Origin of the sequence: Curtobacterium sp. ME-Dv--P-122a, assembly GCF_030209645.1 — a bacterium.
Lineage (GTDB): Bacteria > Actinomycetota > Actinomycetes > Actinomycetales > Microbacteriaceae > Curtobacterium > Curtobacterium flaccumfaciens.
In genome coordinates this window covers 37,221-58,656 of the sequence record NZ_JARVRO010000018.1, presented here as the reverse complement: position 1 = coordinate 58,656, position 21,436 = coordinate 37,221, and the positions used below count along the sequence as shown (strand labels likewise).

Genomic DNA, 21,436 nt, shown 5'->3' with positions numbered 1-21,436 from the left:
TGGCGAGGGTGATGGAGGTCTTGAGGCTCTTACGCATCGTGATCAGTCCTTTGCTGTTGTCGCGCTCGGCGCGGCTGCTGTGTGCGCGCCGAACACACCCTTGGTGGGGTGGAGAACCAGCGATGTGCGGCTGGTGAGCGCTCCGGGTGTTTCCCGGTCGTTGCAGGTGATTCGGCACCCTGCGGCGAAGGGTTTGGACCGATCTGCGGTCGTTACCGCTCTGTGACCTTCGGGCACATCCGGACAGCGCTCACGCCTCCAAGTACGTTCGCTGTGAGGCCGCTGAACGCGGTCCATCGAGAAAGGCACTCCCCATGGCATCGACGTCCAGTCGTCCCACGTCCGTCACCGTCGCGTTCGTCATCTGGCTGGTGGTGGTCCTGGCGAACATCCTGCAGGGCATCATCAACCTCACGTCGGGCTCGTCCGCCGACGTCGCTGACAGTGTCGGAACCGCCCCGCTCGTCGGCGGCGCGATCTTCGCGTTCATCCTCGCCGTGATCGAGCTCATCATCGTCTTCAAGATGCGCGACGGCCGCAACTGGGCCCGCATCGTGCTGACGGTCCTCGCGGTCCTGCAGCTCATCGGTGTCGGCGTCGGCGCGGCCTCGGGTGGCAATGCCTTCGGCTGGATCGGTGGCGTCGCGGTGCTCATCGCGACGATCCTGATGTACGTCGGCGGCGCGAACGGGTACTTCCGTCGCCACTGAGCGGGCGTGCGTGCGGATGCGCTCCTGCGTGACGCACACCGGTCGCTGAACGCGACCACCTGACGGACGGGAGGCCCGGTGCCAGCTGGCACCGGGCCTCCCGTCCGTCGTCTGGCCGGGTCAGAACGCCTTGCCCGGGTTCAGGGTCCCCGCCGGGTCGAGCGCGTCCTTGACAGAGCGGTGCATCGCGAGCACACGGTCGCCGAGCTCGACCCGCAGGCCCGGCAGCTTCAGCAGCCCGACGCCGTGCTCACCGGTCACGGTCCCACCGAGCGCCAGGCAGTCCGCCACGATCTGGTCGAACGCGGTCTTCGCGCGGGCCTTCGCGGCATCGTCGCCCTCGGGCGCGATGATCAGCGGGTGCAGGTTGCCGTCGCCGGCGTGCGCGATGTTGGCGATCGTGACGTCCTGTGCGTCCGCGGTCACCTGGATCCGCCGGAGCATCTCGGGCACCGCGCTCCGCGGCACGCAGATGTCCTCGGTCAGCACCGGACCGAGCCGTTCGAGCGCCGGGTAGGCGAGCCTGCGGGCCTGGAACAGCCGGTCGATGTCCTGGGGATCGGTGGCCCGCTCGACGTCCGTCCCACCGGCCTCGGCGAAGACGTCCGCGACGTGGTCGGCGATCGCGTCCCCGGCGGCACCGCGCTCGTCGACCCGTGCGAGCAGCAGGGTGTCGACGTCCGCCGGCAGCCCGAGGTGCATCCAGTCGTCGACGGCTCGCAGGCAGGTGCGGTCGACGATCTCGAGTGCTGCGGGGATGATCCCCGCGCGCGAGATCGCGGCCACGGCGTCGCCCGCTGCGGTCAGCGAGGGGAAGTACCCGATCACGGCTCGCTCGTCACGGCCGGCCAGGGGGAGCAGCTGCACGGTGACCGACACGACGATGCCGAGCGTGCCCTCGGAACCGACCATCAGCCCCGTGAGGTCGTACCCGGCGACGCCCTTCGCCGTCCGGCGGCCGAGCTCCACGACCGACCCGTCGGCAAGCACGACGGTCATGCCGAGCACGTAGTCGCGGGTGACCCCGTACTTGACGCAGCAGATGCCGCCGGCGTTCGTCGCGACGTTGCCGCCGATCGTCGAGATCGCCGAGCTCGCGGGGTCCGGCGGGTACCAGAGGCCGTGCTCGGCGACCGCGGCGCGGAGTGCGTCGTTGATGACGCCGGGTTCGGTGACCGCGTAGCGCTCGTCGGTGTTCACCTCGAGCACCCGGTCCATCCGCTCGAGCGACACGACGATCGAGTCGGCCATCGCGTTGGCGCCGCCGGACAGACCGGTGCCGGCACCGCGGGGGACGACCCGGAGGCCGGCAGCGGCTGCCCAGCGGACGGCGGTGACGACGTCGTCGGTGCTGCGTGCCAGGACCACGGCGCGCGGTGCCGTGGAGTCGGCCCACTCGGCGTCGTCGTGGCGGTAGCGCTCGAGCGACTCCGGGTCGCGGAGGACCCGGTCGGACCCCAGCAGGTGTTCGAGGGCGGTGGCGTCGGCTGCGGTGGCGGATGCGGCGGTGGCGGATGCGGCGGTGACGGTCATGCGGGGTGGGGTCCTTCCGTGGCGCGGCGGTGCGGTTCGGGTCCGTCGACGATACGCCGGTCAGTCCAGGCAGAACTCGTTGCCCTCGACGTCCTGCATGACGATGCACGACTCGTTCACCTGGTCCGCGGTCATGCGACGGACCTGGGTGGCGCCGAGTCCGACCAGTCGAGCGCTCTCGGCGCCGAGCGCCGCGAGCCGTTCGGCGCCGACCATCCCGTTGCCGACCCGGACGTCCAGGTGCACGCGGTTCTTCACCGTCTTGCCCTCGGGGACGCGCTGGAAGAACAGGCGGGGTCCGGCGCCGGTCGGGTCGACGCACGCGAAGGCCGATCCCTGGTGCTCCGCCGGCAGCGACCGGTCGAACGCGTCCCAGTCGGCGAACCCCGGTGGGGGCGGTGGCACCACGTAGCCGAGGACCTCGCACCAGAACCGGGCGACACGCTCCGGCTCGGCGCAGTCGAACGTCACCTGGACCTGTCGCACCGTTGCCATGGCGCCGAGGATACGACGATGCACGACCGGCGTCCGCTCAGCGTCCGCACCGTCAGCGGTGGGCGCACGGTGCGCCGGACGGGAGGCACGGTGCCAGGCCGCCACGGGCCTCCCGTCCGTCGCGCAGCCGCGTCAGTGCTGCTTGCCGCGCAGGCGGCCGATGCCCAGCACGATGCCGACGACGACCATGCCCAGCGCGAGGCCGGCCACGGCCGACACGGCGGTGTCGGCGATCCAGACGACGACTGGGCCTGCGGCCTCGAGTGCGTGCTCGATCACGTGCAGCAGGTCGTACGGCCCGTACCAGATCGTCTCGGCCAGGTTCGCGATGACCAGGTGTCCACCGACCCACAGCATCGCGACCGTGCCGATGACGCTGATGACCCGGAAGACCATCGGCATCGCACGGACGATGCGGGCACCGATCCGACGGGTGCGGCGGACCGATTTCTTCATCATCTGCAGGCCGATGTCGTCGACCTTCACGAGCAGTGCCACGGCGCCGTAGACGACGGCCGTCATGACCAGACCGATCACGATCAGGGCGCCGAGCGTCGGCCAGAGCCCCAGGTCGGGGTCGAGGCCCGCCAGCGCGATGAGCATGATCTCGGTGCTCAGGATGAGGTCGGTGCGGATGGCGCCGAAGACGAGCTTCGGTTCGGTGACGGCCTCGTCGGACCCGCCCTCATGGTGCACGCCGAACCACTCGGTGACCTTCTCGGCGCCCTCGAAGCACAGGTACGTGCCGCCGAGCAGCAGCAGCCACGGCAGGACGCCGGGTGCGAAGGCCGTGAGCAGCAACGCCAGCGGGATGATGATGATGAACTTGTTGAACAGGCTGCCGAGGGCGATGCGCCCGACGACGGGGAGTTCACGAGCGGGCTCGAGACCCTGCACGTACTGGGGTGTGACGGCGGCGTCGTCGATCACGACCCCGGCGGTCTTCGCGCTGGCCTTGAGGGCTGCGGAGAGGATGTCGTCCACCACGGCGAGCAATCCGACTGACAATGCGTTCTCCACTCGTCTGACCTGTGACCGTGCACAGCGTAGTGGCCGCGGAGCATCCTGAACGCCAGCCGCGGGGCGTCCGTAGGCTCGCGGCATGGCTGACTTCACCGCATCCCAGGCCGCCGTCGTCCGGATCGAGCGTTCCGAGCAGGGGCGCTGGGACCTCTCCGTCATCAGCGACGCCGGTGTCGCGATGGGGCACGGCGTGTACCTGTTCGACGCGGACCACGACGACGCCGAGGACGAGCAGGCCGCGGCCCTCGACTTCGTGCGCGACTACGGGTTCCGGTTCGAGCGCGACGCCGTGCAGGCCGACGGTCCCGACGCCTTCTGGGCGCCGCTGCTGCCGTCCGACCAGCAGTAGGTGCTGCAGCGCGCGGGAGTCAGCGCGCGGAGTCCTCGAACCCGATCAGCCAGGTGACCCCGTGCGCGTCGCGGACGGTGCCGTCCCAGTCGCCCCACGGGCGCTGCTGCAGCGGGCCGATCACCGTGCCGCCCTCGGCGAGCTGGTCGAACCACCGACGCAGGACGTCCGGTTCCGCAGCGCCGAGCAGTGAGAAGAGCAGTCCGGTCGCCGAGAACGGGGTGTCGCCCTCGCTCGCGTCCGCGGCGAACAGCTGCAGCTCGCCGGTGAGCTGGCCGTGCGCGACGGCGTCGGCCGGGCCGTCCGTGCGGGAGAAGTCCGCGTAGGTCGCGATCTGCACCTCGCCGCCGAACACCTGCTGCCAGTGCTCGAGGGCATGCCTGGCGGTGCCGGCGAACTGGAAGTACGGCGCGGGTCCGGTCGTGTGCATGCCCGGCAAGGTACTCCGGGGTGCTGCGTGCGGGAACCCCCGGGGCTCGTCAGTCGAGCAGTGCGAGTGCGCGCTCGAGGACGTCCTCCGGACGGCCGTCGCCGTGCAGTGCCCACCAGGTGAGTGCGGCGCTCGCGGCGGCGGCCAGCGTGTGGGCGCGCACCGCGACGGCGAGGTCGTCGGCGGTGACCCCGTCCCGCTCGGCCACGTACCGCAGGATCTCGTCGGTCAGGGCCGTGACCGTCGCGGCACCGACGTGCTCGAGCGACGGGTTCGCGCGGATGACCCGGAGCCGGTGTCGGGTGACCTCGACGGCGTCGTCCGGGAACGTCGCGCCGATCCGGTAGGCCGCCCGGAGCGCCACGGCCGAGGGTTCGTCGGCCGGCCGTGACCGCAGGGCCTCGCGGAACCGTGCGGCGAACTCGTCGAGACCGCCCCACACCAGCGCCGCCTTGTTCGGGAACAACCGGAAGAGCGACCGACGGCTCACCCCGGCCGCCGCGGCGACGTCGTCCATCGACACCGCGTCGAAGCCCTGGTCGTCGAACAGCCGGAGGGCGACGAGGGACACGGCGTCGGGGTCGATGGTGCGCGGGCGCCCCGTCGGACGGTCGTTCGTCGAGCTCATGGAGACCTTTCGGCACTGAGTGCTATAACCGGTGTGGCGCAGTGAGCGCCCCGCATCGAGGAGACCACATGACCGACACCACCGCCGGACGGTTCACCGGCAGGACCATCATCGTCACCGGAGCGGGTTCCGGCATCGGACGCGCCACGGCGACACGCATCGCGAACGAGGGTGGCCGCGTCATCGCGACCGACGTCGTGGCCGAGCGGCTCGATGCACTCCGCACGGAGCTCGACGGCTTCGCCGTGGAGACCGTCGTCGGCGACGTCGCCGCGAGCGAGACCATCGACGCACTCATCGCCGCCGCCGGCGACCGGGTGGACGGGCTCGCCAACGTCGCCGGCATCATGGACGCGTTCCTGCCGCCGGACGAGGTCGACGACGCCACCTGGGAGCGTGTCTTCAGCGTCAACGTCACCGGTCCGATGCGCCTGACCCGCGCGGTGCTGCCGCTGATGATCGCCGCCGGCAAGGGATCGGTCGTGAACGTCGCGTCCGAGGCGGCGCTGAAGGCCTCGGCCGCCGGTGCTGCCTACACCTCGTCGAAGCACGCCATCGCCGGGTACACCAAGAGCGTCGCGTTCTTCCACGGGCCGCAGGGCATCCGGGCGAACGCCGTGGCGCCGGGTGCGGTCGCCACGAACATCGAGGCACCGATGCGCAGCGAGTACGCGGCTCGCCGGGTCGGTCCCATCATGCAGACCACCATCCCGCCGGTCGCCCAGCCCGAGCAGCTCGCCGCCGCCATCACCTGGCTGCTGAGTGACGACTCGGCGAACGTCAACGGTGCGGTGCTGCCGAGCGACGGTGGCTGGTCCGTGGTCTGACGGATTTCCTCGGATACGAGTAGAAATCTACCTGGAGTGGTAGATTTCTACTCGATCTGATCGGACATCTCCATGCAGTTGCAATCTCCCCTCGCGACGGTCACCACCTCCGTGGACGGCGATGTCCTCGCGGTGTTGGCACTGGCCCCCGGACCCCTGACGATCGCGGGAATCTGCAGCCTGGTGCCCGACCGGTCGTACGCCGGGGTCCGGAACAGTGCGGATCGGCTGGTCGAGCAGGGCCTCGTCGACGGGCACCGGACCGGACGGACGAAGTCCTTCACCCTGAACCGAGAACACCTCGCCGCCGATGCGGTCACCGCCCTGGCCGACCTCCGGCGTGCCCTGCTCGAACGACTCCGATCCGGCTGTCGGTCGATCCCCCTCCGGTACGCCGCACTCTTCGGATCCGGAGCCCGCGGTGCGATGCGCCCGGACAGCGATCTCGATCTCTGCTTCGTCGTCACTCGCGGCCGACGCGCGGACGCCGAGGACCAGATCCACGCGTTGTGCCGCGCAGCCGGTCGTTGGACCGGCAACGCCGTGCGGCCGGTCGTCTTCGACGAGGACGAGATCGAGGGCACGGATCCGCTCCTCGCGTCGGTTGCTCGGGACGGGATTCCCATCGCAGGTGATGGTCGATGGCTGTCCCGGAAGCTCCGTACGCTGAATGGATGACCCCGCGAACCGGCACCACCGCACCGGGTGACGAGTCGTTCCGGCGGGGCCGGCTCGCCAAGGCGACGGAGTTCCTCGACGCTGCTGACGTCCTCCGCACCTTCGGTGGTGACGGAGGGGTCCTCAGTGCCGGGTCGCAGTTCGCGAACGCGTTCGTCACACAGTGCGTCCTCAGCGGCATCGCGGCGGCTGACGCGATCTGCGTGGCTCGGACCGGCAGGTACTCGCGATCGGGAGCGCACCACGAGGCGGTGCCCGTCCTCCGTGCAGCTGCCGGGCCGGCGGTCGCGAAGCACCTCGAGGTGCTCTTGGCGGTGAAGACCAAGGCCGAGTACAACGCGAGGTCGGTCAGCGACGGTGACATCGTGCGCGCCGGCGAAGCCGCTGAGGCACTCGAGGCGGCCGCGCGGTCGGTCTGACGCGCTGGTCGAGCGAGCGACCACGACATCGTCGTGCTGCGCGTGCTCCGGTTCGCCCGCGACCGCTCGCGTGACGCACTCGTGTGGCACCGACCGGCGCGGCGGCGTCAGGGCGTCACCACCTGACGGACGGGAGGCCCGTGGCGACGCCGCCACGGGCCTCCCGTCCGCCCTTCGGTCGCGTCGACCACGTGACGTTCCTTCCCATTGCGCGCGCACTGGAAAGCGGAATCGGGCGTACCGGGCAGGAGTTCCTGCCAGGTACGCCCGATTCGACCAGGTACGCCCGAAGGGCCCCGCGTCAGGAGACGAGCGCCGCCATCTCGCGCACGACGGCACGGAGCCGGTCCGCGAGCTCGTCGTTGCTCCGCACGGTCTCGCGATGTGCCACCTCGCTGAGCGCCGACATCACCAGGGTCACCGCGGTGCGGGCGGTCTGCGCGTCCGTGCGGGTGCCGACGACGCTGAGCAGGGACTGGCGCGACTCGGCCATCCACTGCATCACCATCGAGGACATCTCCGGCCGGAGCACGAGCAGCTCCTTCATGCGGCGGCGGTCCTGCGAGAGCGGGACGGTGGCCGCGACCAGCGTGCACAGGTCGTCGACCAGGGCACCGTCGGCCTCGGCGAACCAGGCCGCGGAGCGCTCCGGGACCTCGACGGAGTCGAGCCCGAGCGCGGCGTGCGCTTTCGACGAGAAGTAGTTGAAGAAGGTGCGGGGGGAGACGTCGGCATCGGCGCAGATCTGCTCGACCGTGACGCCGTCGAGCCCGTGCGCGGACACGAGCGTGAGCGCTGCGTCGTGCAGTGCCTGCCGGGTCTGCTGCTTCTTCCGTTCACGCAGCGTGCACGGCTCCGTTGCCGCAGCCGCTGCCGGGGTGGTGATCACGTGGACTCCTGGTGGGTTGGTGTGTGTGGGAGGGGCGCCCGCCCGGAAAGGGGGCACGGACGGACGCCCCGGTCGGTCACCGACGGTGCGTCGGCGTGGATCCGGTCGAACCCGAACCGGTCGAACCCGATCCGGTCGGCACGGACCCGGTCGGTACGGACCCGGTCATGGGTCCGGTGAACGAGCCGGCCTCGGCTGCGGCGGCGCCCGCTTCTGCCTCGAGCTGCGCCTCGGCGGACATGTCGGCCTGCTCCTGCAGCGCGGAACGCTGGCGCAGCGGCGGCACCCGGAAGAACCAGGTGAGGACGAAGGCGAGCAGGATGACGCCGAGACCGACCCAGTAGATCGTCACGGACGAGGCGTTGAAGCCCGCCATGAACGGCCGGGTCAGGCGGCTGTCGGCACCGGTCAGGAACGACGTGTCGTTGGTGCTGGTGGCGCTGTCGCTCGTGGTGTTGCCGTCGTCGATCTTCTTCGCCAGCTCCGGGGTGAGCTCGTCGACCCAGTACGAGCGCTGCGAGGCGTTCGACCAGTCGACGGACACGGTCCCGTCCTGCACGCTGGCGTGCGCCTGGTCGGCGACCTGCTCGAGTGCGGACTGCTCGGCAGCCGGCGTCGCCGCGGCGACCTGCTGGTCGATGACTGTCTGCGCGGCTGCGGCGGGCACGGCACCGGCGGCGACCTGCTGCTGCACGGCCGCGGTGACCTGCTCGGTGACCGCGGCGTCGGCGGCCTGCTTCGCCTTGGCCGAGGCAGCGTCGAGCTGCGACTGCACGGTCTTCGTCAGCGGGGTGACGACGGGCGTCCAGATCTTGTCCATGGCGCCCTGGTTCGCCTTCGCGCTGGCGACCGTCGGGTTGAGCGCGGCGTCGAGCGCCGGACCGAGGTCCTTCTGGTTCGCGGTCGCGGTCAGGATGTTCGCCGGCATCACCGAGAACAGGATGGACAGCAGGACGGCGGTGCCGAGCGTGCCACCGATCTGGCGGAAGAACGTGGCGGACGACGTGGCGACGCCCATGTCACGAGCCTCGACGGAGCCCTGCGACGCCAGCGTCAGCGACTGCATGACCGAGCCGAGGCCGAGACCGATGAGGAACATGCCGATCATCAGGAACCAGAGCGGCTTGTCGATCGACATGAAGGTCAGGACGACGTAGCCGGCGGAGACGAGCGCGGTGCCGATGACCGGGAAGATCCGGTAGCGGCCGACGCGGGCGACGATCTGACCGCTCGTGATCGAGGCGATCATGAGGCCGCCGACCAGGGGCAGCGTGGCGAAACCGGACTCGGTCGGGGTGAGCCCGACGACGATCTGCAGGTAGAGCGGGATCGTGAGCATCGCGCCGAACATCGCGAAGCCGACCAGGAACCCGATGACGGTCGCCATCGAGAACGTGCCCGAGCGGAACAGCTTGAGCGGGATGATCGCCGCGTCGCCCATCTTCGACTCGATGAGCAGCAGCCCGATCAGGCCGACGACACCGACGACGTAGCAGGCGATGGCGGCGGGGGAGCCCCAGCCCCAGATGCGGCCCTGTTCGGCGACGAGCAGGAGCGGCACGAGGGTGACGATGACGGCGGTCGCGCCCCACCAGTCGACCTTCGGCTTCGCGTCGCCGGCGCCGTGCACCTTCGGCAGGTGCAGGAACACGATGACCATGAGGAGCGCCGCGACACCGATCGGCACGTTGATCAGGAGCACCCAGCGCCAGCCCGTGATCCACAGGATCTCGGAGGAACCGGCGAGCAGACCACCGATGAGCGGGCCGATGACGGACGAGATGCCGAACACGGCGAGGAAGTACCCCTGGTACTTGGCGCGCTCACGCGGGGCGAGGATGTCGCCCATGATCGCGAGCGGCAGCGACATCAGCGCGCCGGCACCGATGCCCTGCACCGCGCGGAAGGCGGCGAGCATGAGCATCGAGGTGGACATCGACGACAGGACGGCGCCGAGGATGAAGACGACGATGCCGAAGATGTACAGCGGGCGGCGGCCGAAGATGTCGGAGAGCTTGCCGTAGATCGGCGTCGCGATCGTCGAGGTGATGAGGTACGCGGTCGTCACCCAGGCCTGCTGGTCGAGCCCGTGCAGGTCGTCGCCGATCGTGCGGATCGCCGTGCCGAACACCGTCTGGCCGAGGGAGGACAGGAACATCCCCGCCATCAGGCCGTAGATCACCAGGAGGATCTGACGGTGGGTCATCAGCGGCTGCTGGCCGGCGCCTCCGGAGGCCGCGGGGGCCTCGGCGGTGTGCCGACCGTGCTGCACCGAGACGGGTGCGGTGGCGGTCATCGAACTCCTTTTTCTGGCTGTGAAACTTTGCAGACCGCGCAACGATACATCTGTTGCTTCCGGCAAGCAACTAAATGTGCCCGCTACGCTGAGCGCGTGACCGACGACCGGCGTGCCGCCGAGCGACTCCTGCGATCCCAGCTCGACCGGCTGTGGGTCCGGCAGACCCTGCGCTCCTCGCTCATCGAGTCCCGGGGCGGCCTCGACCCGACGGCCCGCGTGATCCTGCGTGCCGTCGCCGGGCACGGTCCGGTCCGGGCGACCGCGATCGCCGACGCGACGGGGCTGTCGCGCCCGGTGATCAGCCGCCGGGTCGCCTCGCTGATCGAGGCCGAGCACCTGATCGGGTCGCCCGACCCCGCGGACGGCCGCGCCACGCTCGTCACGCTCGCCCCCGCCGGCCGGCGGCTGCTCGACGAGCTGGACGCCGCCGGCGCCGAGGTGTTCGACGACCTGACGGAGGAGTTCGCCTCCGACGAGCTGCGCTCGCTCGCCGAGATGCTGACGCGACTGAACGACCGGGCGGACGCGGTCCTGGGGATCGGCACCACGCGCTCCTGACGTGACCAACGGGGCGGACGGGAGGCCCGTGGCGGCGTCGCCACGGGCCTCCCGTCCCTGCGGAGCGCGCATTCGAGATACCGTTGGTGGTATGAGCACGGACACCACCCCCACCACTGAGACCCTCGACGACGGGCCCGTGGTGACGTTCGCCGATCTCGGCCTGAGCGACGCTGTGCTCAAGGCCGTCAAGGACATCGGTTACGAGACCCCTTCCGCCATCCAGGAAGCCACCATCCCCACCCTCCTCGCCGGGCGCGACGTCGTCGGACTGGCGCAGACCGGAACCGGCAAGACCGCGGCCTTCGCGCTGCCGATCCTGTCCCGCATGGAGTCCGGCAGCAAGAAGCCCCAGGCGCTCGTGCTGTCCCCGACGCGCGAGCTCGCCCTGCAGGTGTGCGAGGCGTTCGAGCAGTTCGCGTCCCACATGAAGAACGTCCACGTCCTGCCGGTCTACGGCGGCCAGGCGTACGGCGTGCAGCTCTCCGCCCTGCGCCGCGGCGTCGACGTCATCGTCGGCACCCCCGGTCGCATCATGGACCACCTGGCGAAGGGCACGCTCGACCTGTCCGAGCTGAAGTACCTGGTCCTCGACGAGGCCGACGAGATGCTCAAGATGGGCTTCGCCGAGGACGTCGAGACGATCCTCGCCGACACCCCGGACGACAAGCAGGTCGCGCTCTTCTCGGCGACCATGCCCGCGCAGATCCGCCGCATCTCGCAGCAGTACCTGACCGACCCGGCCGAGATCACCGTCAAGACCAAGACGAAGACCGCCGCGAACATCACGCAGCGCTACCTGATGGTCTCGTACCCGCAGAAGGTCGACGCGCTCACCCGCATCCTCGAGGTCGAGGACTTCGAGGGCATGATCATCTTCGTCCGCACCAAGAGCGAGACCGAGACCCTGGCCGAGAAGCTCCGTGCCCGCGGGTACGCCGCCGCCGCGATCAGCGGTGACGTCGCCCAGGCCCAGCGTGAGCGCACGGTCAACCAGCTGAAGTCGGGCAAGCTCGACATCCTGGTCGCCACCGACGTCGCCGCCCGTGGCCTCGACGTCGACCGCATCACGCACGTCGTGAACTTCGACATCCCGGTCGACATCGAGTCCTACGTGCACCGCATCGGTCGTACCGGCCGTGCGGGTCGCTCGGGTGACTCGATCAGCTTCGTCACCCCGCGTGAGCGTCGTCTGCTGTCCGCGATCGAGCGCCACACCAAGCAGCCGCTCACGCAGATGCAGCTGCCGACCATCGACGACGTCAACGAGACGCGCCTGACCCGCTTCGACGACGCGATCACCGCGGCGCTCGAGGACCAGGGCCGGATCGCGGCCTTCCGCGACGTCATCGCGCACTACGTCGAGCACCACGACGTCCCCTCGGACGACGTCGCCGCTGCCCTGGCCGTCGTGGCGCAGGGCGACTCGCCGCTGCTCCTCACCGCAGCCGACGACGCCCTCCGGAGCCAGATGGAGCGCGACGCCCGCCGCAGCGAGCGCGACGAGCGCGGTGCCCGCGACGACCGTGGCGGCCGCAACGACCGCGGCGACCGTGGTGGCGACCGCGACCGTGGTGACCGCGGCGACCGTGGCCCGCGTCGTTCGCAGCCGATGTCCCCGTACCGCATCGAGGTCGGCCGTCGTCACCGCGTCGAGCCGCGCCAGATCGTCGGTGCCCTGGCCAACGAAGGTGGCCTGCGTCGCGACGACTTCGGTGCGATCCAGATCCGTCCCGACTTCTCGATCGTCGAACTGCCGGCCGACATGGACCCCGGTGTGCTCGACCGCCTGACCGACACCCGGATCAGTGGCAAGCTCATCGAGATCCGTGCGGACCGCCGTGGTGGTGGCCGCCGCGACGACCGCGACGACCGTCCGGAGCGCAAGCCGCGCTACTGAGACGACCCGCGTCCGAGACGCGACCACCTTCTGACGGGAGGCCCGGTGCCAGCTGGCACCGGGCCTCCCGTCCGTCGTCGGTGCGGGTCTCGGGCCTGCGGCATCTTGCGGTGCGGGGAACCGCAGATCCGACCCGCAACCGTTCCCCTGGGGTCAGCGCGGTGCTGTGATACGTGGAGCCGTGACGCAGGGAGCCGCGGAGAAGGCAGGGGAACCATCGTGTACCGAGCACTCATCACCGCGGTCGCCGCCGCGGCGCTCGTCTTCGGAGGTGCGGTGCCGGCGACGGCGCACACCTCTCCGTCGGTGCCGGGAGCACCGACCGCCGTCCGCGTCACCGGCGACGCGGACACTGCCACGCTGACGTGGCGCGGCCCGAAGCACGGCGCGAAGGTGACGGGCTGGAAGGTCGCCGTCGCCGCCGTTGCGAACCGCCACGACCGCCAGGTCGACCGACTCCACCCGCGCGCCCGCTCCGACCGGTTCGACGAGCTCTCGCCCGCGACCACGTACCGCTTCTCGGTGCGTGCCCTCGGCCACCGGGGGACCGGCCGCACGATCACGCTGCGCTGGACGTCACCGTCGGTGCCCGAGCCGGAGACGACGCAGTCGCTGTTCGCGCTCGACGGCAACGGTGACGTCGTGCGGTTCGCGGACTCCGGCAGCGGTGCGGAGACCGTCGTCGCGACGGACGGCGAAGGCTTCACCGCGAACGCCGACGGTGACGTGTTCACCCCGTCGGCGGACGGCACCGAGATCCTGCGGGACCCGGCCGACGGCAGCGGGGTCTCGAGCATCGCGTCCGGCCTGCACCTGACCCCGGACCTGCGCTCCGACGCCGAGGGCAACCTGTACTGGGTGGACTCGGTGACCGGTGCGGTGCAGAAGCTCTCCGTCGGCACCTCGACCCCGAAGGTCGTGCTGGACCTGGGTGGCAAGGCCGTCGGGAGCGATCAGCGTTTCTGGACGGTCACCCCGGACGGCAAGGTCGTCGTGCTCGGCGGAACCGTCAGCCAGCCGTACGTCAAGGGCACCGGCATCGCGCCCCGCACGTTCACCGGGCCCGCCGGCTCGACCGTCGGCTACCCCGCCGGTGTGCTCGCGGACTCGCAGGGCAACGTCTACGTCGACATCCGCTCGCCCGGTGCCGCCGGGTCGTGGATCTGGTACCAGCTCAAGCCCGGGGCGACCGAACTGACGAAGGTCGAACCGCGGTACGCGTTCGAGTACGCCGCCGCGAACGCGGACGGCTTCTCGCTCCTGCAATCGGCGCAGTTCTGCCCCGCCCCGTCGGAGTACCCGACCAGCCCGACCGGTTGCAAGATCGACCGCAGCATCCCGGACAAGCTCGTGGTGGGCAGCGGCGGCACGTCCACCGTGCCGGTGACCGGGCTGACCGCCGGGTCGCGTGGCGAGCACCTGGGTGCCGCCTCCGCCGACGGGGACGTGTTCGTCTCCATCGACAGCGGCCCCTCGGTCGGGCTGTGGAAGGTCCCCGCCGCGGGTGGAGCTGCGCAGCAGCTCGACGCGGCGCAGTACTCGAGGCTGCTGGTGATCTGACCGGCGGTGCGAGGCGGAAGGGGTGGGACGCAACGGCGCATCCCACCCCCTTCCGTGTGTGGCGGCGGGTGGCTTTGGTGGCTGCTGTCCTGGCGACGGCGGCGGCGGTGTCGGCGGCGGTGGTTCAGGCCGCGCCGGCGGCCGTCCGGCGGCACACCTCGTCCCACGGGGTCGGTTCGATGCCGAAGTGCGCCCGGCTCTCGCGGTCGTCGACCACGTACGGCGCGGTCCACTGGTAGGTCAGGTCGGCCAGCTCGCGCATCATCGGCGACACGAGCCCGCCGACGCGGAACAGGGCCGCGGGCATCCGGCGCACCGGCACCGCGGGCTTCCCCGCCGCCGCGAGGACGTCGGTGAGGGCCTGCCGCTGCGTCCGCGGTGCGTTGCTCGGCACCATCCACGTGCGGCCGTGCGCGCCCTGGTCCTCGGCAGCGGCGACGAGGGTCCGGGCGACGTCGAGCACGTCGGTGAAGGTGTGCGGCAGGTCCGTGCGACCGACCATCGACACCGCCCGGCCCCGCAGCGCCGCCGGCAGCACGCGGGTGACGTGCCCGTTCGCGCCGATCCCGGGGCCGAGGTAGTCCGAGGCGCGGACCTCGACGGCGCTGACATGGCCGGCGTCGTGCGCGGCGAGGGCATCGGCCCACAGCGTCGCCCGGAGCACCCCCTTGTGGTCGGTGGCAGCGTCCGGCAGTCCCTCGTGCATCGGCCCGTCGACCGGGCCGTACGGGTACAGGTTCCCGGTGATGGCGTAGGTCGCCCCGGTGCGTTCGGCCGCGGTGAGCAGTGCTGCGGCGAGCGGGGGCCAGGTGCCCTCCCACTGCGTGTAGTCGCCGGGGTTCGCACAGTTGTAGAGGACGGCTGCTCCCTCGGCGGCGCGGGAGAGGGCATCGGCATCGGAGGCGTCGAGCGCGAGGTGCTCGACACCGGCGATGCCCGTGCTGCGACCGGAGCGGGAGACGACGGTGACGCGGTCGCCCCGGACGGTCAACAGCTCCGCGACGTGCCGGCCGACGGGGCCGGCGCCGACGATGAGGTGGTGGGGCATGGTCTCCTGCTTCCTGGTTGATCGCTTGTTGGTCGTTGCGAGAGCACTGCTCTCGGAATCGAGCATGGCGGTTCGTCGACGCGAAAGCAAGAGCAGTGCTCTCCTTTGTGTGCGCTGCTCTCTCGTGCCAGGATCGTCGGATGGCACCCACCGCCCGAGCACTCGCACGGCAGACGGTCACGGCGGACATCCTGGCCGCGGCACGCACCCGCCTGACCGAAGAGGGTCCGGCCGCCCTCAGCCTGCGTGCCGTCGCCCGTGACGTCGGGATGGTCTCGTCGGCCGTGTACCGGTACTTCCCGAGCCGTGACGATCTGCTGACGGCCCTCCTCGTCACCGACTACGACGAACTCGGCGCCGCTGTCGAGGCCGCCGGTGCCGCGTCCGGACCGGCTCCCGGGGCGCGCTGGGTCGCGATGTGCCGGGCGATCCGCGACTGGTCGATCGCGCACCCGGGGGACTTCGCGCTGCTGTTCGGCTCGCCCGTGCCGGGCTACGCGGCGCCGCGCGAGACCGTCGTGCCCGCGTCGCGGACGACGCTGGCGCTGGTACGCGTGGTCGCGGACGCCGTCGGCTCCGGTACGTCTGGTGCGTCCGGTGCGTCGGACTCGTCCGTCACGTCGACGCCGGGGGTGGCCGGGAGGCCCGGATCACCCACCGCGCCCACGGCGGCTCCCGGGGTGGCCGGTCCCGCCGTCGCGGACGGGGTCGCCACGCTGCGCTCGTTCGGCATCACCCTGCCCGACGAGGTCCTGGTCCGCACCCTGATGGCCTGGACGACGGTGTTCGGGACGATCTCGTTCGAGCTCTTCGGGCACTTCGTCGGTTCCGTGTCCGACCCGGCCGCCTACTTCGACCAGGTCATCGTGCGCCTGGCGGATGACCTGGGGTTCACCGCCACGTTCTGACGCGCGTGCTGTCCCCAGATCGGGTGCGCAGCCTGACAGAGGCCCCGCCCGTGCGGTAGACAGGTCGTCACGCCGAGGTCGTGCCCGATGACCGGAGCGGACGACCGGCACGGTGCCCTCCGGGGCAGCTGCCGGCCGGAACCACACTCGGGCGTGTGCGACGCGGCCGGGGCCCGCGCTGATCAGGAGGCATGCTTGCGACGCAGCACGTGCGGCGGCACGACGGACGGGGCGACCCGGTGACCGCGCTCGACGTCAGCCGACAGGACCGCCGCCGCCTGACCACCGGCACCGCGCGACGACGCCTGGTGGCCGTGCGGACGGTGGCGCTCCTGGCGTCCCTCGCCGGGGTGAACTACATCGTGTGGCGCTGGGCGGCCTCGGTGAACTGGCACTCGTGGTGGATCGCGGTGCCGCTGATCCTCGCCGAGACCTACAGCGTCATCGATTCCCTGCTCTTCGCCCTCGGGGCCTGGCGGCTCCGGGAGCGCGGCGAACCACCGGCGAAACCGTCCACCGACGTCACCGTCGACGTCTTCATCACGACCTACAACGAGCCGATCGACCTGGTCGAGCGCACCGCCCGGGCGGCCAAGGCGATCACGCACCCGCACACCACCTGGATCCTCGACGACGGCAACCGCCCCGAGATGCGTGCGGCGGCCGAGGCGCTCGGCATCGGCGTCATCACCCGCGGTGCCGACTGGGTGGACCGACCCCGGCACGCCAAGGCCGGCAACCTCAACAACGCCCTGCTCGCGACCCAGGGCGAGTTCCTGCTCATCCTCGACGCCGACCAGGTGCCCGACCCGGCGATCCTCGACCGCACGCTCGGGTACTTCAAGGACCCGCGGATGGCGCTCGTGCAGACGCCGCAGTGGTTCGAGAACGTGCCGGACGACGACCCCCTCGGCAGCCAGGCGCCGCTGTTCTACGGTCCGATCCAGCAGTCGAAGGACGGCTGGAACGCCGCGTTCTTCTGCGGGTCGAACGCCATCCTGCGACGCGAAGCGCTCATGCAGCTCGGCATCTCGCGCTACGTGGCCGAGGTCGAGGCATCCGTGCAGCGCACCCTCGCGACCTCGCGCAAGCTCCTCGCCCGCTCCCGCGAGACCGAGACCGACCCGCGCGTGCTCGCGGCCCTCGACGACGCCGAGGCCGTGGTGGACCAGGCGCGCGAACAGGTCCGCGCCGGTGAGCCCCTCGGGGATGTCACCTACGCGTTCCAGCGGGGGATCGACGCCATCGCGTTCCGGTTCGCCGCCGCCGACCTCGAGTCGGTGCGGAACGACCTGCAGGAGCTCGCGGCGATGTCCACGGACGCCAACACCTTCGCCGGTCTCGACGACGCCGCGCTCGACGTGCTCGGTCGGCGTGAGGCCTCGCCGGTCGCCGCCATCGAGTCGATCGCCGTGCTCGCCCGTGCCCTCGACGTCAACCGCGACGACGAGGCGCAGCCGATCATGCCGCTGGCGACGATCTCGGTGACCGAGGACATGGCCACGGCGATGCGCCTGCACGGCCTCGGCTGGAAGTCGGCGTACCACGACGAGATCCTGGCGAAGGGCCTGGCCCCCGAGGACCTGCCGACGATGCTCGTGCAGCGACTCCGCTGGGCGCAGGGCACCATGCAGGTGTTCTTCCGCGAGAACCCCCTGGTGCAGAAGGGGCTGTCGTGGGGGCAGCGGCTCATGTACTTCTCGACGATGTGGAGCTACCTGTCCGGGTTCGCCGCGATCGTGTACATCGCCGCCCCGGTGCTCTGCCTGTCGTTCGGGGTCATCCCGGTGCAGGCCTACAGCGTCGACTTCTTCGCCCGGCTCATCCCGTTCCTGGTGTTCAACCAGCTGCTGTTCTGGGTGGTGGCCGCCGGCAGACCGACCTGGCGCGGGCAGCAGTACTCGCTCGCCCTGTTCCCGGTCTGGATCGAGTCGGTGACGAGCGCGTTCCAGAACGTCTACCGGGGCAGGCCGCTCGGGTTCCGCGTCACCCCGAAGGTGCGCGACGAGACCGAGCAGAAGCCTCGGTGGGACCTGGTCAAGCCGCAGCTGTACGCGATGGGTGCCCTGGTCGCCGCCCTGGTCATGATCGGCATCCGCTATCTGACCGGCCAGGCCGAGGGGATCGCGCCGCTCGTGAACACCGCGTGGGTCGTCTTCGACCTGTTCATCTTCAGCATCGTGATCCGGGCCGTCCGGTACCGGGGCCCGGCCACCCCAGCCCAGTCCGAACACGAGTCGAGCACCGCCGGAGGACCCCTGTGAGCACCGAGACCACGTTCGAGGTCGCCGCGACGCCCGACTCCCTCGACGAGGTGCAGGACCGCTTCGCCACGTGGTGGGACGGCCTGGGCATCGACGACGTGCGGCTCCGGTTCGCACTCGAGACCGCGTTGGCCGAGGTCGCCGCGAACATCGTCGAGCACACCGTCCGTGCCGACCGGGGGACCGGGCGCCGGTACACGGTGCACCTCGAGGCCACCGAGCAGGCACTGACCGCGGTGCTGACCGACAACGGGATGCCCGTCGACATCGACCTGAGCGCCGTCACCATGGCCGACGTCGAGCAGGAGAGCGGGCGCGGGTTGGCGCTCGCAATCGCCGCGCTCGACCGGTTGGAGCACCGGCACGAGCCCGGCCACAACGTCTGGACGCTTGCGTGCGACCGGTGAAGCAGCCGGTGGTCCGCGCGGTCGCCCTCCTCGTCACGATCGCCACGCTCCTGCTCGGTGGTGCGCTGCCGGCGTCCGCGGCGTCCGCGGCGTCCGTGCAGACAGCCGCCGCCGTGCAGCCGGCCGACGGGACGACGTGGTTCGGGCCCGACCTCGACTGGGCCAGTGACTCGCCCGAGGGGTACGAGGGGCGGCTCGGCGCGACCCCGTCGATGTACGGGGTCTCCGTCGACTACCCGCTCGACGGCACGGCGAAGCAGGAACTCCTCCGCTCGGCGCGTGCGGCCGCGACCCAGGGCGCGGTGCTCGTCGTGAGCCTCGAACCCGACCGCGAACTGCGGTCGCTCGACACCGCGGACACCCGTGCCGTCAACACCGTGTTCGAGGACCTGCACGACCAGTACGACACCCAGGTGCTCGTCCGGTTCGCACCGCAGATGAACGGCACGTGGGTCCGCTGGGGCCAGCAGCCGACGGAGTTCGTCCGGGCGTTCCGTGCGCTCAGTACGACCGTGCACGCGGGTACGTCGGACGCGCTCATGGTCTGGTCGCCGGGGTACGGTGCCGGCTACCCGTTCGGCGAGTCCGCCGGGCGGCTGCGGAACCTGTCCCCGATCGACGTCGCGAAGGCGGACACGAACGGCGACGGACAGCTCACCGGTGCCGACGACCCGTACGGGCCGTACTGGCCGGGCGCCGAGGCCGTCGACTGGGTCGGGCTCTCGATGTTCTCGTACGGCAAGGGCGACCCGACCGAGGCCGCAGGTCGCGCCGTGCCGCTCACCCGCAGCGGTGAGGTCGAGTCGCGGTTCGACGAGGACTGGGGCTACGACCAGCCGCAGTCGGGCACGTTCTACGACCGGTTCGCGGTGGCCGAGGACCGTCCGATGCTGCTCGACACCGGTGCCCTGTACAACCGCGAGCTGCAGGGCGACACCGAGCTCCAGGTCAAGCGGAGCTGGTGGCGGCAGGTGCTCGCCGCCGTGCAGGAGCGTCCGCTGATCCGGGGCATGACCGTGCTCGAGGCGGAGCGACGCGAGCCCGAGGCCGGCAACCGCGTGGCCGACTGGCGGCTCACCGCGGACCCGGACGTCGCGGAGGCCTTCCGCGCCGACCTCGAGCGGTCCGGCGACTTCGCCTTCGGCCCGGTCACCGATCGTGTGACCGTGCAGCAGGGCAACGCCGCGATCTCCCAGGAGTACGAGACCGGCGGCGACCAGATGGCGTGGATCGTCTGGCTGGCCGCCGGCCTGGCGGTCGTGTTCCTGCTGAGCGGGGTGTTCGGCCGGCTCCTGCCGAGCTGGCGCTACCCCGACGACGGCAAGCCCGGCCGTGACCTGCGGCTCGACCTGTTCCGCGGGTTCATCATCCTCGCCGTGGTGATCACCCACATCGAGATCGGCGGGCCGTACTCGTACCTCACGCTGCACGCCGTCGGGGCGATCACCGGCGCCGAGATGTTCGTGTTCCTGTCCGGCATGGTCCTCGGCATGACGTACCCGTTCGCCGTGAAGAAGTTCGGCGAGTGGGCGGCGGCCATCGGGGCGTGGAAGCGCGCGCGCAAGCAGTACGTCGTCACGCTCGTGGTGATCCTCGTCGTGTTCGCGCTGAGCTTCGTCCCGTTCCTGAACACCGACGCCATCACCACGTTCACCGACCGCGGCACGGGCACCGGTGGCGTCGAGGCCGAGGGCCGGGTCTACGACCTGTACCCGAACGCGATGCAGCTGCTCGCCTACCCGCCGCCCTGGTACGCGATCCGGCAGTTCCTGCTGCTCGAGATGGGGCCGTGGCCGTTCAACATCATGGGCCTGTTCGTGGTGCTGAGCCTCTTCATCCCGGCGTTGATCTGGGTGATCCGCCGCGGGTTCTGGTGGGTGGTCCTCGCCGCCAGCTGGGCGCTGTACGTGTTCCAGGCGCTCAACCCCGACTTCCGTCCGCTGAACTCCCAGTTCGAGGCGGTGTTCCCCCTGTTCACCTGGCAGGTGGTGTTCACCCACGGGCTCGTGCTCGGGTACTACCGGCGGCAGATCGTCGGCGCGCTCACCGGGCGTCTCGGCAAGGTCCTGGTCGGCATCGCCGTCGGTGGGTACGCGGCGTTCCTGGTCTACGTGTGGGCCGGCGACCACTTCGGGTTCACCCCGGTGCCGTTCCCGGCGACGATGTACGAGTCCCTGTACAACACGGCGTACCAGCGGGTGGACCTGCAGTGGGGCCGCCTGGTGGACATCGCGTTCTTCGCGGTCGTGTCCTACGCGATCCTCACCGTGTTCTGGAAGCCCATCGCCGCCGCCATCGGCTGGCTCTGGATCCCGCTCGGGCAGGCGAGCCTGTACGTGTTCGTCTGGCAGGTCTTCTTCGCCCTGGCGATCGCGTCGATCCCCGGGGTGCCGTGGGGCGACTTCTGGATCGGGTTCGTGGTGCACACGGCGCTGATCCTGCTGGCCTGGTACATGGTCCGCAAGAAGTTCCTGTTCTCCGTCATCCCGCGCTGACCGCGCGCACGGATGG

At 70.8% G+C, this 21,436-nt stretch carries 20 protein-coding genes; 12 read left to right on the top strand and 8 right to left on the bottom strand.

Going from position 1 to position 21,436, the window contains the following annotated elements:
- The first annotated feature begins 314 nt into the window (after positions 1 to 314).
- Complete coding sequence (locus QRN49_RS17435) at positions 315 to 710, top strand: hypothetical protein (RefSeq protein WP_111024640.1); 396 nt, start codon at positions 315 to 317, stop codon at positions 708 to 710.
- Positions 711 to 830: 120 nt separating this feature from the next.
- Here QRN49_RS17435 and QRN49_RS17430 read toward each other — a convergent pair whose 3' ends face one another.
- From QRN49_RS17430 to QRN49_RS17420, 3 genes are all read right to left on the bottom strand, one after another.
- Positions 831 to 2,243 (bottom strand): FAD-binding oxidoreductase, encoded by a 1,413-nt coding sequence (locus QRN49_RS17430; protein ID WP_284756910.1) that lies wholly within the window; start codon positions 2,241 to 2,243, stop codon positions 831 to 833.
- 60 nt (positions 2,244 to 2,303) lie between these two features.
- Positions 2,304 to 2,738: a VOC family protein gene (locus tag QRN49_RS17425; RefSeq protein ID WP_284756908.1), complete on the bottom strand. Its 435-nt coding sequence runs from the start codon at positions 2,736 to 2,738 to the stop codon at positions 2,304 to 2,306.
- A gap of 132 nt (positions 2,739 to 2,870) precedes the next feature.
- The gene (locus QRN49_RS17420; RefSeq protein WP_284756907.1) at positions 2,871 to 3,746 is read right to left on the bottom strand and encodes a DUF808 domain-containing protein; all 876 of its coding nucleotides are present in this window, start codon (positions 3,744 to 3,746) and stop codon (positions 2,871 to 2,873) included.
- 94 nt (positions 3,747 to 3,840) lie between these two features.
- On the opposite strand from QRN49_RS17420, the gene QRN49_RS17415 reads away from it, so the two are divergent.
- The gene (locus QRN49_RS17415) at positions 3,841 to 4,110 is read left to right on the top strand and encodes a hypothetical protein (protein WP_071245932.1); all 270 of its coding nucleotides are present in this window, start codon (positions 3,841 to 3,843) and stop codon (positions 4,108 to 4,110) included.
- Positions 4,111 to 4,129: 19 nt separating this feature from the next.
- Here QRN49_RS17415 and QRN49_RS17410 read toward each other — a convergent pair whose 3' ends face one another.
- Both QRN49_RS17410 and QRN49_RS17405 read right to left on the bottom strand, forming a co-directional pair.
- Positions 4,130 to 4,540, bottom strand: coding sequence for a VOC family protein (locus QRN49_RS17410; protein ID WP_284756905.1), 411 nt, complete (start codon positions 4,538 to 4,540; stop codon positions 4,130 to 4,132).
- 49 nt (positions 4,541 to 4,589) lie between these two features.
- A complete protein-coding gene (locus tag QRN49_RS17405; protein ID WP_027464431.1) occupies positions 4,590 to 5,168 on the bottom strand; it encodes a TetR family transcriptional regulator in 579 nt (192 codons plus the stop codon).
- Positions 5,169 to 5,236: 68 nt separating this feature from the next.
- On the opposite strand from QRN49_RS17405, the gene QRN49_RS17400 reads away from it, so the two are divergent.
- The 3 genes from QRN49_RS17400 (at position 5,237) to QRN49_RS17390 (ending at position 7,092) form a co-directional block, all read left to right on the top strand.
- Entirely contained in the window at positions 5,237 to 5,995 is a 759-nt protein-coding gene (locus QRN49_RS17400; RefSeq protein ID WP_284756902.1) for an SDR family NAD(P)-dependent oxidoreductase, read from the top strand.
- Between the two features lie 72 nt (positions 5,996 to 6,067).
- On the top strand, positions 6,068 to 6,673 hold the full coding sequence (locus QRN49_RS17395) for a nucleotidyltransferase domain-containing protein (protein ID WP_111024632.1): 606 nt from the start codon (positions 6,068 to 6,070) through the stop codon (positions 6,671 to 6,673).
- Positions 6,670 to 7,092: a DNA-binding protein gene (locus tag QRN49_RS17390; RefSeq protein ID WP_284756901.1), complete on the top strand. Its 423-nt coding sequence runs from the start codon at positions 6,670 to 6,672 to the stop codon at positions 7,090 to 7,092. The genes QRN49_RS17395 and QRN49_RS17390 overlap by 4 nt, the downstream gene beginning before the upstream one ends.
- A gap of 301 nt (positions 7,093 to 7,393) precedes the next feature.
- On the opposite strand, the gene QRN49_RS17385 is transcribed toward QRN49_RS17390, so the two are convergent.
- Both QRN49_RS17385 and QRN49_RS17380 read right to left on the bottom strand, forming a co-directional pair.
- Positions 7,394 to 7,981, bottom strand: coding sequence for a TetR/AcrR family transcriptional regulator (locus QRN49_RS17385; RefSeq protein ID WP_194621479.1), 588 nt, complete (start codon positions 7,979 to 7,981; stop codon positions 7,394 to 7,396).
- A 76-nt stretch (positions 7,982 to 8,057) separates the two neighbouring features.
- Positions 8,058 to 10,277: an MDR family MFS transporter gene (locus QRN49_RS17380; RefSeq protein ID WP_228513867.1), complete on the bottom strand. Its 2,220-nt coding sequence runs from the start codon at positions 10,275 to 10,277 to the stop codon at positions 8,058 to 8,060.
- 96 nt (positions 10,278 to 10,373) lie between these two features.
- Between QRN49_RS17380 and QRN49_RS17375 the strand changes: the two genes are divergently transcribed.
- From QRN49_RS17375 to QRN49_RS17365, 3 genes are all read left to right on the top strand, one after another.
- Positions 10,374 to 10,838 (top strand): MarR family winged helix-turn-helix transcriptional regulator, encoded by a 465-nt coding sequence (locus QRN49_RS17375; protein ID WP_163343313.1) that lies wholly within the window; start codon positions 10,374 to 10,376, stop codon positions 10,836 to 10,838.
- 91 nt (positions 10,839 to 10,929) lie between these two features.
- On the top strand, positions 10,930 to 12,738 hold the full coding sequence (locus tag QRN49_RS17370; RefSeq protein ID WP_071245939.1) for a DEAD/DEAH box helicase: 1,809 nt from the start codon (positions 10,930 to 10,932) through the stop codon (positions 12,736 to 12,738).
- 219 nt (positions 12,739 to 12,957) lie between these two features.
- Positions 12,958 to 14,298, top strand: a complete 1,341-nt coding sequence (locus QRN49_RS17365) for a fibronectin type III domain-containing protein (RefSeq protein ID WP_284756899.1) — start codon at positions 12,958 to 12,960, stop codon at positions 14,296 to 14,298.
- A gap of 124 nt (positions 14,299 to 14,422) precedes the next feature.
- Here the strand turns inward: QRN49_RS17365 and QRN49_RS17360 are convergent, their stop codons facing one another.
- Complete coding sequence (locus QRN49_RS17360; protein ID WP_284756897.1) at positions 14,423 to 15,346, bottom strand: NAD-dependent epimerase/dehydratase family protein; 924 nt, start codon at positions 15,344 to 15,346, stop codon at positions 14,423 to 14,425.
- Positions 15,347 to 15,486: 140 nt separating this feature from the next.
- On the opposite strand from QRN49_RS17360, the gene QRN49_RS17355 reads away from it, so the two are divergent.
- The 4 genes from QRN49_RS17355 to opgC all read left to right on the top strand — a co-directional run bounded on the left by QRN49_RS17355 (position 15,487) and on the right by opgC (position 21,420).
- Positions 15,487 to 16,254: a TetR/AcrR family transcriptional regulator gene (locus tag QRN49_RS17355; RefSeq protein ID WP_284756895.1), complete on the top strand. Its 768-nt coding sequence runs from the start codon at positions 15,487 to 15,489 to the stop codon at positions 16,252 to 16,254.
- A gap of 191 nt (positions 16,255 to 16,445) precedes the next feature.
- Complete coding sequence (locus QRN49_RS17350; protein ID WP_245166104.1) at positions 16,446 to 18,518, top strand: glycosyltransferase; 2,073 nt, start codon at positions 16,446 to 16,448, stop codon at positions 18,516 to 18,518.
- Positions 18,515 to 18,925 carry an ATP-binding protein gene (locus QRN49_RS17345; protein WP_111024625.1) on the top strand — a complete coding sequence of 137 codons (411 nt, stop codon included), beginning with the start codon at positions 18,515 to 18,517 and terminating at the stop codon, positions 18,923 to 18,925. Before QRN49_RS17350 ends, QRN49_RS17345 begins: the two co-directional genes overlap by 4 nt.
- Positions 18,922 to 21,420, top strand: a complete 2,499-nt coding sequence (gene opgC / locus QRN49_RS17340) for an OpgC domain-containing protein (protein ID WP_284756894.1) — start codon at positions 18,922 to 18,924, stop codon at positions 21,418 to 21,420. Before QRN49_RS17345 ends, opgC begins: the two co-directional genes overlap by 4 nt.
- The last annotated feature ends 16 nt before the right edge of the window (positions 21,421 to 21,436 follow it).

Bases quoted from the DNA above. Each gene is read 5' to 3' on its own strand.
- QRN49_RS17435 (WP_111024640.1), top strand. From the start codon at position 315: ATGGCATCGACGTCCAGTCGTCCCACGTCCGTCACCGTCGCGTTCGTC.
- QRN49_RS17430 (WP_284756910.1), bottom strand. From the start codon at position 2,243: ATGACCGTCACCGCCGCATCCGCCACCGCCGCATCCGCCACCGCAGCC.
- QRN49_RS17425 (WP_284756908.1), bottom strand. From the start codon at position 2,738: ATGGCAACGGTGCGACAGGTCCAGGTGACGTTCGACTGCGCCGAGCCG.
- QRN49_RS17415 (WP_071245932.1), top strand. From the start codon at position 3,841: ATGGCTGACTTCACCGCATCCCAGGCCGCCGTCGTCCGGATCGAGCGT.
- QRN49_RS17410 (WP_284756905.1), bottom strand. From the start codon at position 4,540: ATGCACACGACCGGACCCGCGCCGTACTTCCAGTTCGCCGGCACCGCC.
- QRN49_RS17405 (WP_027464431.1), bottom strand. From the start codon at position 5,168: ATGAGCTCGACGAACGACCGTCCGACGGGGCGCCCGCGCACCATCGAC.
- QRN49_RS17400 (WP_284756902.1), top strand. From the start codon at position 5,237: ATGACCGACACCACCGCCGGACGGTTCACCGGCAGGACCATCATCGTC.
- QRN49_RS17395 (WP_111024632.1), top strand. From the start codon at position 6,068: ATGCAGTTGCAATCTCCCCTCGCGACGGTCACCACCTCCGTGGACGGC.
- QRN49_RS17390 (WP_284756901.1), top strand. From the start codon at position 6,670: ATGACCCCGCGAACCGGCACCACCGCACCGGGTGACGAGTCGTTCCGG.
- QRN49_RS17380 (WP_228513867.1), bottom strand. From the start codon at position 10,277: ATGACCGCCACCGCACCCGTCTCGGTGCAGCACGGTCGGCACACCGCC.
- QRN49_RS17370 (WP_071245939.1), top strand. From the start codon at position 10,930: ATGAGCACGGACACCACCCCCACCACTGAGACCCTCGACGACGGGCCC.
- QRN49_RS17360 (WP_284756897.1), bottom strand. From the start codon at position 15,346: ATGCCCCACCACCTCATCGTCGGCGCCGGCCCCGTCGGCCGGCACGTC.
- QRN49_RS17355 (WP_284756895.1), top strand. From the start codon at position 15,487: ATGGCACCCACCGCCCGAGCACTCGCACGGCAGACGGTCACGGCGGAC.
- QRN49_RS17350 (WP_245166104.1), top strand. From the start codon at position 16,446: ATGCTTGCGACGCAGCACGTGCGGCGGCACGACGGACGGGGCGACCCG.